Here is a 13,759-nt window from a genome sequence, read left to right as displayed (position 1 = left end):
CCCTGATCCCTTTGCTATTTGACGGCGCCGAAGGTGAGCCCGCGGACGAGTTGCCGCTGCGTGAACCATCCGAGGATGATGATCGGCGCAATGGCGAGCGTCGAGGCGGCTGACAATTTGGCCCAGAACAGGCCCTCGGGACTCGAATAGGATGCGATGAATACCGTGAGCGGCGCTGCATCCAGCGTCGAAAGGTTCAGCGTCCAGAACGCCTCGTTCCACGCCAGGATGAAATTGAGCAGCAGCGTCGAGGCGAGCCCGGGAACGGCCATTGGCGTCAGCACGTAAATCAGCTCGCGCCCGATGGTCGCTCCGTCCATCCGCGCCGCTTCGAGGATATCCTTGGGAATTTCCTTGAAATAGGTAAAGAGCATCCAGATCACGATCGGCAGGTTGCCGAGGCACAGGATCATGACGAGACCGGCGCGCGTATCAAGCATGCCGAAATCCCGGAAGATCAGATAGATCGGAACCAGCACGCCGACCGACGGCATCATCTTGGTCGAGAGCATCCAGAGCAGAACGTCCTTGGTGCGCTTGGTCGGCGCGAACGCCATCGACCACGCGGCCGGAATGGCAATGATCATCGCAATCAGTGTCGACCCGCCGGCAACGATGATCGAATTGAGCGCATGATGAATATAATCGCTGCGCTGCTGCACCGTCGCATAGTTCTCCGTGGTCCAGTGGAACACCAGGAATTTCGGCGGCATAGCGAACGCATCGAGCTCAGTCTTGAAACTGGTCAGGACCATCCACAGGATGGGGAGAAAAATCATAAATCCGAACAGCCACGCGGCAGCCGTGGACACCCATACGCGTCTCGCAGTCACCTTGCGCGCCATGGCCTATGCCTCCAGATTCCGCCCGACGATCCGCACCAGGAAGAACGCGACGATATTGGCGATCACGACCGCCACCAGTCCGCCGGCCGAGGCGTTGCCGATGTCGTACTGGATCAGCGCCTGCGAGTAGATCAGGAACGCGATATTGGTGGTCTGCAGGCCCGGGCCGCCGCCGGTGGTGACGAAGATCTCGGCAAAAACCGTCAGCAGGAATATCGTTTCGATCAGGATGACGACGGTGATCGGCCGCGCCAGGTGCGGCAAAGTAAGATAGATGAAGGTCGAAAGCGCGCTTGCGCCATCCATCTCGGCCGCTTCCTTCTGCTCCTCATCCTGGGACTGCAGCGCCGTCAGCAGGATGAGGGTGGCAAACGGCAGCCATTGCCAGGCCACGATCAGGATCACCGCGAGCAGGGGCGCATCGTTGAACCAGTCGATCGGCGTCGCTCCCACCAGTGTCGCGAGCCAGGCGAACAGTCCGGACACCGGGTGCATCAAGAGGTTCTTCCAGACCAGCGCGCTGACGGTCGGCATCACAAAGAACGGCGCGATCACCATCAGGCGGACGATGCTGCGGCCGATCACCTGCTGGTCGAGCAGCAGCGCCAGCGGCGTGCCGAGCAGGATGGTGATCGCGAGCACCGAACCGACCAGCACCAGCGTGTTCCGCAGCGCGGTCAGAAAAGCCGGGTCGGTGAGAAAATATCGAAAATTCTCCAGCCCGACGAAGCTCCAGGTTTCCGAGTCGAGCAGGCTGTAGTGCAGCGTCGAAAAATAGATCGTCATCGCGAGCGGGACGATCATCCAGATGAACAGCAATGCGACGGCCGGCGTCAGCAGGGCCCTACCGAGGACCTGGGTTTGCTGCGTTGCCATCGCCGCCTCCTGTTATCGCTTGAAGGGAGATGCGGCTGCCGTCAGTCCTTGCCTGACGGCAGCCTGGATGGGTGCGGCGCGCTACTTGATATAGCCGGCCCGCTTCATTTCACGCTCGGTGGCCGACTGCGCGGCGGCGAGCGCCGCATCGACGGTCGAAGCACCCGACAACGCCGCCGAGAATTGCTGGCCGACGCTGGTGCCGATGCCCTGGAATTCCGGAATGGCCGCGTATTGCACGCCGACGTAAGGCACCGGCTGCACACTCGGCTTGTTCGGATCGGCGGCGTCGATCGACGCCAGCGTCAGCTTGGCGAAGGGAGCGACCTTCAGATACTCCGGATTCTGGTAGAGCGAGGTTCGGGTGCCGGGCGGCACGTTGGCCCACCCCTCCTTCTTGGCGACGAGCTGGGTGTAGTCCTTGCTGGTCGCCCAGGCGATGAATTTTTCCGCAGCCGCCGTCTTCTTTGAGCCCGCGGGGATGGCGAGGTTCCATGCCCACAGCCAGTTGGCGTTCTTGCCCAGTCCCGCATTCGGGGCGAGCGCAAAGCCTACCTTGTCGGCAACCGTCGAATCCTTCGGGTTGGTGACAAAGGACGCCGCCACCGTGGCGTCGATCCACATCCCGCATTTGCCGGAGTTGAACAGCGCCAGGTTTTCATTGAAACCGTTCGAGCTTGCGCCGGGAGGGCCTGCGGCCTTCATCAGATCGACATAGGTCGAGAGCGTCTTCTTCCACTCCGGTTTGTCGAACTGCGGCTGCCATTTCTCATCGAACCAGCGCGCGCCGAACGAATTGGACATCGCGGTCAGGAACGCCATGTTCTCGCCCCAACCCGCCTTGCCCCGCAGGCAGATGCCGTAGACGCCGGCCGATTTGTCGGTGAGCTTCTTCGCCGCATCGATCACGAAGTCCCAGGTCGGCTTTTCCGGCATCGTCAAGCCGGCCTTCTGGAACAGGTCGGTCCGGTACATCACCATCGAACTCTCGCCGTAGAACGGTGCGGCATAGAGCTTGCCCGATACCGACACGGCATCACGGATCTTGGGCAGCAGGTCCGCGGTATCGTAATCGGCTCCGAGATTGTCGAGCGGAATGAGCCAGTTCTTCTTGGCCCAGATCGGCACCTCATAGGTGCCGATGGTCAGCACGTCGAACTGCCCGCCCTTGGTCGCGATATCGGTTGTGACGCGCTGGCGCAGGACGTTCTCTTCGAGGGTCACCCACTTCACGGAAATCTCGGGGTTTTTGGCGGTGAATTCGTTGGTCAGCCCCTGCATCCGGATCATGTCGCCATTGTTCACGGTGGCGATGGTCAGGGTTGTCTGGGCGATGGAAGGGGCTGCACCCAACAAGGTAGCCGCGCCCAGGAGGGCGCTGAGGACGTGCTTCACGGTAACCTCCCTTATTGGCGTTGAGCATATGCTCACGCTTTGCAATTATGTTCACACCGAGTCCCAGGGTTGTCAAGGATCGGAATCGCACTTCGGCACCAAACCAGCGGGCTGGAGGAGATGCTCGAATACGGGCACGCGCCGGATCGGCCCGCGGGCAACCCCGCGTCGGCGTGACAGCCTTGAAGGACCGGCCAGTTCGCTACGGCTTGAGGATGGCGCCTGCCGTCGCCTCGTCGGTGATCAGCCCGTTGAGGAGCCGCCCCTTCAGCGCCGCCCTGATCGCCGAAACCTTGGCACGCCCGACCGCCGCGCCGATGGTCAGCGCCCGCGCCGGTACCCGCGGTGGAATGCTGGTGAGACGGAGGTTGGTCCCGCCGTTGATGATTCGGCCCTCCGCGTCGAATGCCCATCCGGTCAATTCGCCGACGGCACCGAGCCGCATCATCTCTAGCAGTTCTTCGCGCGAGACGAAGCCATCGACATGGACTTGCGCCTGCTGATCCATCTGCCCTACCCCGACCAGCCGCAGGTCAGCCTTGGCGGCGACCGCTCTCACCTTGGCGATCGGATCGATCTTGAGCATCTGGTCGCGCTCGCGCTCGGAGGACATCAGAAACGGCAGCGGCATCGGATAATGGCGCGCCTTGGTCCGGTCCGCGAGACGGCCGACCGTGTCGAAAAAGCTGGCCGAGCCATCGGCCGAGATATTTCCGACCAGCGACACGATCTGGTGGTTCGGGCAGTCGATCGGGGACACGCGCTCAACGGCAGCCCGCACCGCCCTGCCGGTACCAAGCGCCACGATCGTCGGCTTTTCGGTGCGCAGCGTCGTTTCCAGGATGTTGGCGGCGCGTTCGGCAATTCCGGCGGACGAGAGCGGCGCGGCCGGGTCGGTCGGCACCACTTCGCAATACGCAAGATGAAACAAGTCCTTGAGCTGCGCGGCTAACTCCATGCACGCCGCGATCGGATGCTCGAGCCGGAATGTGATCAGGCGCTCGGCGAGGCAGAGTGAAACCAGGCGCTGGGCCGAGGCGCGAGAGACCTGCAGCATCTTGGCAATTTCATCCTGGGTGTGGCCGGCGATGAAATACAGCCAGCCCGCACGCGCGGCTTCGTCGAGACGCGATTTCTCGTTGTCGGATGCTGCCATCAGTCTGCTTGCCGTTCCGTTCGCCAGAAATCAGCCATTCGTCCGAACACGCGATCGGCCCCCGCTTCGCGGAGAATGGCCTTGCCGTCACGCGATTGATAGTGGCTGCCTCCGACAAATCCCCAAACCGTCATGCCGGCCGCCTTGCCGGCCCTGACGCCGCTAACGCTGTCCTCAATCACGAGGGTGCGGTGCGGATCCGCCCGCATCCTTTCGGCTGCGTAAAGGAAGAGATCGGGCGCCGGCTTGCCGCGCCTCACCATCTGCGAGGTATAGAGGTGCGCGTCGAAATGCGGCGCGAGGCCGGTCAGGGAAAGCGAGAACGCCACCCGATCGACATCGCTGGACGAAGCAACGCAATGCGGGATTTGCAGGTCCGCCAGCACCGAATTCACCCCCTCAATCGCACAAAGTGAGGAAACAAACGCCGTGCGAACCCCCGTTTTCAATTCGGCTGCAAATTGCTCGGGGATCGTGCATCCCAACGCTTCGTAATGTTCGAATACCGCACTCAGATTCCGTCCGAGGAACAGGTCAAGTGCCTGATCCACACCAAGATCGATGCCATAGCCCGCCAGCGCTTCCGAAAGGCAGCGGCAGCTCAGCATCTCGCTATCGACCAGCACGCCGTCGCAGTCGAAAATGATCAGATCGGGCCGGAACATCGCTAGTTTTCCCCATCCATGAGAGCATATACTCATAGAATGGGCAATAACCCTCATATTGGGGGATAGATTGAGCCCCTCAAAACCGAACTCCCGCGTCCGATTCCAGCGTGCGCCATGTCGCTTGCGACAAGCTACCGGGCACGGGCGAGGTCCGCGACCGCGCCATGGGAGTACACGGTCCGAGCGTATTTGGCGGGAAGCTACATTCCCCAACGCAAAGCCGGCGTATGGACCGGCGCGTCCCAGAGGCGCTTCATCTCGTCATCGAGGATCGATACGGTCGTTGAACAACCTGCCATGTCGAGCGATGTGACGAAATTGCCCACCAGCGATCGCGCCACAATCAGACCGGCGGGCTCGAGCCGTTGGCGCACGGCGTCGTACATCAAATAGAGTTCCGACAAAGGCGTCGCTCCAAAGCCGTTGATTAACAGGATGGCTTCGCCGCGTGCGCGCTCGCCCAGATCAGCCGTGATGGCATGGACCATGTCGGCCGCTATTTCGGCAGCCGGCTTCAATTTCACCCGGCGGCGCCCCGGCTCGCCATGGATGCCTACCCCGATCTCCATTTCGTCTTCGGCGATGTCGAAGGTTGGCTTGCCGGCGGCCGGAACCGTGCAGCTCGTCAGCGCGATTCCGATCGAGCGGGTGGCCGCGTTGACGCGGTCGCCAAGTGCCTTCAGGGAAGCCAGGTCGCGCCCCTCTTCGGCAGCCGCGCCCACGATCTTTTCCACGATCAGCGTGCCGGCAACGCCGCGTCGTCCCGTCGAAAAAGTCGAGGCCTCCACCGCGACATCGTCATCGGTAACGACGGTCGCAATCGATTTCCCGGACATCTCGCGCGCCATGTCGAAGTTCATGACGTCGCCTTCATAATTCTTGACGATGAACAATACGCCGCCACCGGTGTCCGCGGCCTCGGCCGCGGCGAGGATAAGATCGGGTGTCGGCGAGGTAAACACCTGACCGGGACATGCGGCATCCAGCATTCCCTGCCCGACGAATCCGCCGTGAAGCGGCTCATGTCCGGAGCCGCCACCCGACACCAGGGCAACCTTGCCCTTTGTCAGACGCCGGCGCTGCACGAACGGCGCTTGTTCGCCGATGCGCACGATGTCGGAATGCGCCGCACAGAACCCGGCAAGGCTTTCAGTCACCACGTCGTCGACGGCATTGATCAGCTTCTTCATCCTAACCCTCCCCGTTTTGCGCTTCGCTTCGGCGTCAGGTGTCCTCGATCAGCCGTGCGACTTTTTCCGCGAACTCGCTCAACAGCGAGTCAAGCTTGTGGTTCTTCTGCTCTGAACCGAGATCGGGCAGCATCAATGTGAGCCGTCGGCTGCGCTCGCGCTCCTTCAGAAGCAGCAGCCGGCGCGGATGCGCGCGGTGATAGGCTTCGAGAAAGCGGTCCCTCTCCTGCGCCGAGAAGTGGCAGACCTGAATGATGGCATGGACGTGCTGCGCCGGGATCGGCGTTTGATAGGCCGGGTTGGCAATTTGAGTGATGAAGCTGCGGTTCTTGCCGAGTGCTTCGGCCAAACGCTGGCGCATGCCCGACGGCCGCCGGTCGAGCACATCGCGAAGGACGGCCTTGTACGCCGCGATCAGATCCTGCGACGCCGCTGGCGTTACGTCCGCGCTCATGCGGCAGAGCCGGCATAATTGGCAATCGCCGCCTTGACGGCGCCAAGCGCTCCCGGCGTCACCGAAAGGACGCGCAAGCCTTGATCCAGGAGCGCCGCGACTTGCGCGGGATCGCCGGCCAGATCGCCGCACAAGCTCGCTTCGCGGCCGGAGCGGTTGGCATGATCCACGACATGCCGGATCAGGTTGAACACCGCTCGCGAGGGACGCGAGAGGTCGGCGAGCTGCGGTTCGTCCCGGCTCGCCGCCGCCACATACTGGATGAGATCGTTGCTGCCGATGGAAAAGAAGTCGGCGTTGAAGTCTTCGATGGTCAGCGCTGCTGCCGGCACCTCGACCATCATGCCGAGCGGCGGCATCTGCGCTTTTTGGCCCTCGCGAAGCAATTCGTCGCAGGCCTGCTCGAACAGCGCGCGGCAGCGGTCGAGTTCCTCGGGCACCGTTATCATTGGAATCATCACCTTGAGATTCCCCGCGACGGCGGCACGGGCCAACGCTCGCAACTGCGCGCGAAAGACGTCCGGGTACCGCAACGACAGCCGCACACCGCGCACACCTAGAAATGGGTTCATATCTCCAGGCTGCGTCAAGCCAGCGATCGGCTTGTCGCCGCCAGCGTCGAGCGTGCGGATCGTCACGGGCTTACCCGCTGCCCATTCAAGCATGCGCCTGTAGATCCGATATTGCTCTTCCTCGGTTGGGAGTTTTTCACGGCCCTGGAACAGAAACTCGGTCCGCATCAAGCCGATCCCGTCGACCTCCGCAGGATCGAGTACGCTGAGCTCGGCAAGGCCGGTCACATTGATCATGACCCGAACCAATTCGCCGGTCGCGGTTAGCGCCGGACCGCTGAATGACGCCGCGGCCTGTCGAGCCTTCGACTGCTCGGCACGGCGTAGACTGAAGCCGGCTCGCATATTGGTGTCGGGATCGACGATCAGAAGCCCGGCATCCGCATCGAGCAGTGCGTCGGTGCCCTGTTCGAGACGATCGACGTCTACCCCAACAATCATCGGGACGCCGCGCGACCTGGCGAGAATGGCAACATGGCTGCTGGGGCTTCCGCGGCGCAAGACCAACCCGCCACCGCGCCAATCCGTGGCCAGAAAGGTGGAAGGCGGCATATCGTCGGCGGCGAGGATGACGCCTGATGGCACGGTCTGATCTGCCTCACCTGCAAGATGCCGCAGCACCCGATCCCGCAGATCGCGCAAATCAGACGCGCGCGCGCGGAAATAGGGATCTTCGGCCGCATCATACGACGCGATTTCCGGATCGATCGCCGCGCTCCAGGCCTGACCCGCGCCATCGCCGGCGTCGATCCGCGCCAGCGCCGGCGCGACAAGGCTGTCGTCCTCGAGCAGCGCCATCTGGAAGGCGAGAATGGCTTCCGCTTCATCGTCGCCCGCCTGGCGCGAGAGCGCGCCGAGGTCTTCCTGCGACGCCGCGAGCGCATCGACAAGGGCCCGATGCTCCTCCGCCGCAGAGCGGTATTGATGGACTTCATGTTGCACCGAAATCAGGCGCACGAGCGGTCCCAACGCCAGTCCAGGGGCGGCGGACCGTCCCTCGATGCGATGAGCAGCCCGGTGCGTTCTATCGTCCATCCTGAAAATCTCCGTCGACAAGCGTCACGAGCGCCTCCAGCGCGGCCTTCGCATCGGCCCCCTCCGCGCGAAAATAAATCGTCGAATCCTTTGGTGCCCTGGTCGCCATCACCTTGACGATGCTCTTGGCATCGACCCAGGGACCGTCCGGCGACAGGCCAAGGTCAATGCGCGATTCAAACGCCTTTGCGAGCTTGGTCAACTTGACCGACGGGCGAGCATGGAGCCCCACCTCATGCCGCATAAGCACTGATGCCTTGTGTTTATTCATCACCCTTGCCCTGCATCAGACCGGCGTCAGTTCTTCGGCGGTTTGACGCACCGCTTCAAGCGAAGCCCCCGAAGCCGCTTCGGTCGCCGCCATGACGGCGCCCTCGACAACTGGCGCGTTGCAAACCACGACACGGGCGCGGCGCTCCTCGGGCAACATCTCGATCGCCATCTCGCTATTGGTTTCTGCGCCGCCGAGATCGACCAGAATGGCAACGCCTCGCTCCGACCACGCCCGCTCGATCGCCGCCATGATCGCCTCGACGCTGGTGCCGAGCCCGCCGCCCGGATCGCCGCCGCACCAGCCGAGCGGCACTTCATGGCCGACCATTTGCTCGACCATCAGCGCGGTGCCCCGCGCTACGTCCGCCGAGTGCGACACAATGACGATTCCAACATTTTCGCTCATGCCAATCCTTCCATGACGTCTGCGACCGCGTCGACGATCAGCGCCGAGGATCGTGCCCCCGGATCCATGTGACCTACGCTGCGCTCGCCCAGAAACGACGCACGCCCGCGAATCGCCCGCATTGGTATAGTCTCCTCGGACGCAGCCTTGGCTACGGCCTTCAGGCGCACCGGGAGTTCTGTGCCGCCTTCGCGCAGAACTGCGAGCACCGGAAAAAGCACGTCGAGCATGGTCTTTTGCCCGACATCGGACTTGCCCCGCGCCCTGACCGCATCGATGGCTGTGGCAAACGCATCGGCAACCCGCTCACACGTCACCTCGTCATCCAGCGTCTTGCCGAGCGACATGAAAAGCGTGCCGTAAAGCGGACCTGATGCGCCGCCGACTTTCATGACGAGAGTGGTGCCGACGCCCTTCAGGGATTCGCCGAGGTTTTTCGCGGAGAGCTCATCAACCGCCGCCAGCACGGCTTCAAAACCGCGGCGCATGTTGGCCCCGTGATCGCCGTCGCCGATTGCGCGATCGAGATCAGTTAATTCTTCGGCGCTGGCAATGACACGCTGCGCCACCGTTTCAAACAACAATTTGCGAGCCTCGCGGTCGATCATCATGCATGCCCCCGCAATCCTTCGGCGCCGATTCGGCGACCGGCCTGATCGAAATAAAGCGGGGACTCGAATTCGAGTGAAACCTGATCCCCCGCCTTGAGTGGCTGGACAGGATCGGCAAGCGTCACCAGCGAATGGGTCGCGAGCTTGAGGTGAACGTGGTTTTGATCGCCGAGATGTTCGACCCAATGCACCTGTGCGCGTGGTCCGGGGCCGTCCGCGGTCGAGATGCGGATATGCTCGGTCCTTAATCCCACCGTCTCCACCTGCGGCGGCACCGGTCCGCCCAGAAGCCCGGCTGGAATGAGGTTGATGACCGGTGTACCCAACCGGCCCGCCACATAGGCACTGTTGGGCCGTTCATAGATCTCTCGCGGCGTACCAAGCTGTATGAGTAATCCCTCGTTCATCACGCCGATCCGGTCCGCCATGGTCATCGCTTCGATCTGGTCATGCGTCACGTAGAGAATCGTCGTTCCCAATTCGCGCTGGATGCGCTTGAGCTCGAGGCGTAATTCGGCCCGAAGTTTTGCATCCAGCGAAGAGAGCGGCTCGTCCATCAGATAGACGGCTGGTTCACGCACCAGCGCCCTGCCGATGGCGACCCGCTGCATTTCGCCGCCGGAAAGCGCGGTGGCCCGGTTATCGAGCTTGTGTTCAATGTGAAGCAGCTCCGATATCTGCTGAACCCTGCGGCGTATCGTCTTCTCGTCGACGCGCCGGGCCGGAGAACGCAGGGGGAAAGCCAGATTGTCGTAGACCGTCAGATGTGGATAAAGCGAATATTGCTGAAAGACGAACGCGACGTCGCGTTCGGCCGGAACTTCCCTGGTCACGTCGCGGCCCTGGATCACCACATGGCCTTGATCGGGCCGCTCCAGGCCGGCGATCAACCGCAGCGTCGTCGTCTTCCCGGCGCCGGTCGGACCAAGCAGCACGACAAACTCACCATGCGCGACCGAGAGCGAGAGACCACGGACCGCTTCGACGGCGCCGTAGCTCTTGCCGACATCGAGCAGTGCGACCTCAGCCATGGAGCCCTCCATAAAGCGCCGACGAGAGCGCCCGGCCGCTGACCGCGTCGAACAGCGATAGTTTGTCCGGACGCAGCGCAAGCCCGACCGTTTCGCCAATTCGGACCGCGTTGCCTGACGGCAGCCGCGCCTTGATTTGACCGTTGGCCGTCGTCACCGTGACGATCTGCGTCGTACCGAGATATTCGGCGCCGATCACGCGACCGCGCAAGCCCGCGCTATCTGCGAACGACACGTTCTCGGGTCTCACGCCGAGTGCGAGAGAGCCCTCGGCACGATCTTCGAACAGTTGGGGCATTTCGAGCGGCACGCCGTCCACCTCGATACTGCGAGCGCCGCGCTGCAGCGACGCCCTGACAGCAAGAAAACTCATCGGCGGGGCACCGATGAAATCGGCAACGAACATCGACGCGGGACGATCGTAAATCTCCTGAGGCGTACCGATTTGTTCAACGCGGCCCTGATTCATGATCGCGATAACATCAGCCATCGCCATCGCCTCGAGCTGGTCGTGGGTGATGTAGACCGTTGTCGCATCGATACGGTCGTGCAATTCCCGCAGCTCACCGCACATCAACTTGCGAAACTCGGAATCGAGGGCGCCGAGCGGCTCGTCCATGAGAAATGCCTTCGGCCGACGCACAATGGCGCGGCCGAGCGCAACGCGCTGCCGGTCGCCGCCGGAGAGGCCGCCGACCCGGCGGTCCAGTAGATGATCTATTCTCAGCAATCTTGCCGTTTCCTCGACGCTTCGTCTGACCTCGTCGCGCCGGTAATTCTGGCAGCGCAGCGGAAAGGCAATATTCTGGCGCACGTTCATGTGCGGGTAGAGCGCAAACAGCTGGAACACAAAGGCAATGTCCCGCGCCGACGCGGGCAGCACCGTCACGTCTTCGCCATCGAGCAGGATGCGGCCGGACGTCGGCAGTTCGAGGCCCGCCATCATGCGCAAGGTCGTCGTCTTGCCGCAACCCGAGGGACCCAAAATGACGAAGAACGAGCCGTGATCGACGGTGACGTCCACGCCCTTGACGGCAGCGAATGTTCCGAACGTCTTGGCAACGGATTCGAGTTTGATCTCTGCCATGGCGGCTAATCCGGAAAGTGACTGACGATCACGAAGCCGAGCGTCCCGGCCAGGATCGTCACGAAGGAATAGCTGTACAGGTTCAACGACAGTGGCTGCATCAGCATCACGACGCCAAGGCCGATCAACGCCATCGCCACAGCCTCGCAGGGACCGCGACGGAGCCAGAGCGGCCATCTCGATATGTATCGTGCAATCCTTTCCGTCATTTGCGCACCGCCCCAAAGGTAATGCCGCGCAGCAAATGGCGGCGCAACAGGATGGTGAAGCAAAGGATCGGGATGAAGAATATTGTTGTCGCAGCCGCCACCGCGGGCCAATCCTGGCCACCTTCGCCGATGATGAAGGGGATAAAGGGCGGCATCGTTTGGGCATCGCCGCTGGTGAGCAGAACCGCGAAGGCGTATTCGTTCCAGGCGAAGATCAGGCAGAAGATCGCGGTTGCCGCGATGCCGGTCGTCGCCTGCGGAAGAACCACCTTGAAGAACGCCTGAAGCCGTGTGTAGCCGTCGACCATCGCAGCCTCTTCGTACTCGCGCGGGATTTCATCCATGAATCCCTTCAACAGCCATACCGCCAGAGAGACATTCACGGCGGTGTACAACAGGATCATCCCGAGCTTGGTATCGGTTAGTCCCAAGTGCCGAAACATCAGATAGATCGGGATCGCGACCGCTATCGGCGGCATCATCCGTGTCGACAGGATGAAGAACAGCAAATCGTCGGCAAGCGGCACGCGAAAGCGCGAAAACGCATAGGCGGCGATCGTGCCGAAGCAGACGGCGAGAAAGGTCGAGCCGAAGCCGATCACCACGGAATTCACGAAGCGCGGCACCACTTTCGACGGTCCGCCGATCACCATGTTACGCGAGCGCACGAGACGCTCATACCAGGTTTGCGGCGGCGGCAAGGTGGCCAGGAATTCAGGTGTCTGTCGCGAGCGCGTCGTAAACAAATTGACGTAGCCTTCCACCGAAGGCTCGAACAAGACCTTGGGTGGATAGGCGATCGAATCCGGCGGCGTCTTGAACCCGGTGAGGAAGATCCACAATAGCGGTAGAATGGTTATGACCGCGTAGGTGACGACCAGCAACGAAGCGATCAGCTTCGATCGTGACGATGGCTCGGCCACTGAATGAGCGGTGACGGGCGTGCTCATCGTTGCTTCACCCGGTTAAGCGCCTTTACATAGATATTGGCGGCACCGAAGACGGTGACGAAGAGAATAATGGCCAAGGCCGACGAATAGCCGGTCCGCCATTTTTCGAACGCCTCGCGTTTCAGGGTGATCGACGCGACCTCCGTGGTGGATCCCGGCCCGCCCGAGGTCAGCAGATTGACCATGTCGAACATCTTGAAGTTTTCGATCGCCCGAAAAAGGATGGCGAGCATCACGAACGGCATCACCATCGGCAGCGTGATGGACCAGAATTGCCGCAACGGGGATGCGCGATCGACCTCGGCTGCCTCATAGATGTAATCCGGTATCGAGCGCAAACCGGCGAGGCAGATCAGCATCACATAGGGTGTCCACATCCAGGTATCGACCATGATGATGGACCAGGGTGCCAACCGGACGTCGCCGATCATCTGGAACGAACTCGGATCGACCCCGGTCACCAGCGCGATCCCGCTGTTGAACAGCCCTATCTGCGGCTGCAGCAGAAAGGTCCAGAAGTTGCCGACGACCGCGGGCGAAAGCATCATCGGCAGCAGGATGATGGTGGTCCAGAAACTGTGGCCGCGGAAGCCGCGGTTGATCAGGAGCGCCAGGCCAAAGCCGAGTATTAGTTCGAGCGCTATCGACCACAGCACGAAATGAGCGGTGGCCTGCATGGCCTGCCACACCTCGGGATCCGTCAGTATGTCGCGGTAGTTGTCGAGGCCGACATATCGGAGCACCGCATTCGGGCGATTGGCCCGGTAGTTCGTGAACGACAGCTGGATCGTCCACAGCAGCGGGAAGATGTTGACCGCGAGCAGCAGCAGCACCGACGGCGTTATGAACAACCAGGCAATGGCCCTGTCGGACATCCCGCCGAACCGCAACGCAAGCCGGCGTGGGGTCCGGGCCACGGCCCGCTCTGCAAGAGTGCTCATCTGAGACCTGTCGTTCACGGATCGGAACACGATTAGGGGGTCTCCCGGCCGAGGCCGGGA

General features: G+C 62.1%; 16 protein-coding genes. All 16 read right to left on the bottom strand.

Going from position 1 to position 13,759, the window contains the following annotated elements; translation table 11 throughout:
- Positions 1-14: 14 nt before the first annotated feature.
- Positions 15-845: a carbohydrate ABC transporter permease gene (locus NL528_RS18090; RefSeq protein WP_309184049.1), complete on the bottom strand. Its 831-nt coding sequence runs from the start codon at positions 843-845 to the stop codon at positions 15-17.
- A gap of 3 nt (positions 846-848) precedes the next feature.
- Positions 849-1,721, bottom strand: a complete 873-nt coding sequence (locus tag NL528_RS18085) for a sugar ABC transporter permease (protein ID WP_309184048.1) — start codon at positions 1,719-1,721, stop codon at positions 849-851.
- An 81-nt stretch (positions 1,722-1,802) separates the two neighbouring features.
- Positions 1,803-3,116: a sugar ABC transporter substrate-binding protein gene (locus NL528_RS18080; RefSeq protein ID WP_309184047.1), complete on the bottom strand. Its 1,314-nt coding sequence runs from the start codon at positions 3,114-3,116 to the stop codon at positions 1,803-1,805.
- A gap of 202 nt (positions 3,117-3,318) precedes the next feature.
- On the bottom strand, positions 3,319-4,272 hold the full coding sequence (locus NL528_RS18075) for a sugar-binding transcriptional regulator (protein ID WP_309184046.1): 954 nt from the start codon (positions 4,270-4,272) through the stop codon (positions 3,319-3,321).
- Positions 4,272-4,937 (bottom strand): HAD family hydrolase, encoded by a 666-nt coding sequence (locus NL528_RS18070; RefSeq protein ID WP_309184045.1) that lies wholly within the window; start codon positions 4,935-4,937, stop codon positions 4,272-4,274. Before NL528_RS18070 ends, NL528_RS18075 begins: the two co-directional genes overlap by 1 nt.
- A gap of 203 nt (positions 4,938-5,140) precedes the next feature.
- Positions 5,141-6,130 (bottom strand): dihydroxyacetone kinase subunit DhaK, encoded by a 990-nt coding sequence (dhaK, locus tag NL528_RS18065; protein WP_309184044.1) that lies wholly within the window; start codon positions 6,128-6,130, stop codon positions 5,141-5,143.
- Between the two features lie 34 nt (positions 6,131-6,164).
- Positions 6,165-6,584, bottom strand: coding sequence for a hypothetical protein (locus NL528_RS18060; protein WP_074281062.1), 420 nt, complete (start codon positions 6,582-6,584; stop codon positions 6,165-6,167).
- Positions 6,581-8,191 (bottom strand): phosphoenolpyruvate--protein phosphotransferase, encoded by a 1,611-nt coding sequence (gene ptsP, locus NL528_RS18055; protein ID WP_309184043.1) that lies wholly within the window; start codon positions 8,189-8,191, stop codon positions 6,581-6,583. Before ptsP ends, NL528_RS18060 begins: the two co-directional genes overlap by 4 nt.
- Positions 8,181-8,462 (bottom strand): HPr family phosphocarrier protein, encoded by a 282-nt coding sequence (locus NL528_RS18050; RefSeq protein ID WP_074281060.1) that lies wholly within the window; start codon positions 8,460-8,462, stop codon positions 8,181-8,183. The genes ptsP and NL528_RS18050 overlap by 11 nt, the downstream gene beginning before the upstream one ends.
- Before the next feature lie 15 nt (positions 8,463-8,477).
- On the bottom strand, positions 8,478-8,870 hold the full coding sequence (dhaM, locus tag NL528_RS18045; RefSeq protein ID WP_309184042.1) for a dihydroxyacetone kinase phosphoryl donor subunit DhaM: 393 nt from the start codon (positions 8,868-8,870) through the stop codon (positions 8,478-8,480).
- Positions 8,867-9,481 (bottom strand): dihydroxyacetone kinase subunit DhaL, encoded by a 615-nt coding sequence (dhaL, locus tag NL528_RS18040; protein WP_309184041.1) that lies wholly within the window; start codon positions 9,479-9,481, stop codon positions 8,867-8,869. The genes dhaM and dhaL overlap by 4 nt, the downstream gene beginning before the upstream one ends.
- Positions 9,478-10,512 (bottom strand): ABC transporter ATP-binding protein, encoded by a 1,035-nt coding sequence (locus tag NL528_RS18035; protein WP_309184040.1) that lies wholly within the window; start codon positions 10,510-10,512, stop codon positions 9,478-9,480. The genes dhaL and NL528_RS18035 overlap by 4 nt, the downstream gene beginning before the upstream one ends.
- Positions 10,505-11,599 (bottom strand): ABC transporter ATP-binding protein, encoded by a 1,095-nt coding sequence (locus NL528_RS18030; RefSeq protein ID WP_309184039.1) that lies wholly within the window; start codon positions 11,597-11,599, stop codon positions 10,505-10,507. Before NL528_RS18030 ends, NL528_RS18035 begins: the two co-directional genes overlap by 8 nt.
- A 5-nt stretch (positions 11,600-11,604) precedes the next feature.
- Complete coding sequence (locus NL528_RS18025; protein WP_309184038.1) at positions 11,605-11,808, bottom strand: hypothetical protein; 204 nt, start codon at positions 11,806-11,808, stop codon at positions 11,605-11,607.
- Positions 11,805-12,758 carry a carbohydrate ABC transporter permease gene (locus NL528_RS18020; protein WP_309184037.1) on the bottom strand — a complete coding sequence of 318 codons (954 nt, stop codon included), beginning with the start codon at positions 12,756-12,758 and terminating at the stop codon, positions 11,805-11,807. The genes NL528_RS18025 and NL528_RS18020 overlap by 4 nt, the downstream gene beginning before the upstream one ends.
- Positions 12,755-13,717 (bottom strand): sugar ABC transporter permease, encoded by a 963-nt coding sequence (locus NL528_RS18015; protein ID WP_334407866.1) that lies wholly within the window; start codon positions 13,715-13,717, stop codon positions 12,755-12,757. Before NL528_RS18015 ends, NL528_RS18020 begins: the two co-directional genes overlap by 4 nt.
- Positions 13,718-13,759: the final 42 nt, after the last annotated feature.

The sequence above is a fragment of the Bradyrhizobium sp. Ash2021 genome (assembly GCF_031202265.1).
Taxonomy (GTDB): domain Bacteria; phylum Pseudomonadota; class Alphaproteobacteria; order Rhizobiales; family Xanthobacteraceae; genus Bradyrhizobium.
Note: the sequence above shows the minus strand (reverse complement) of the source record. Positions and strands in the feature narration are given on the sequence as shown.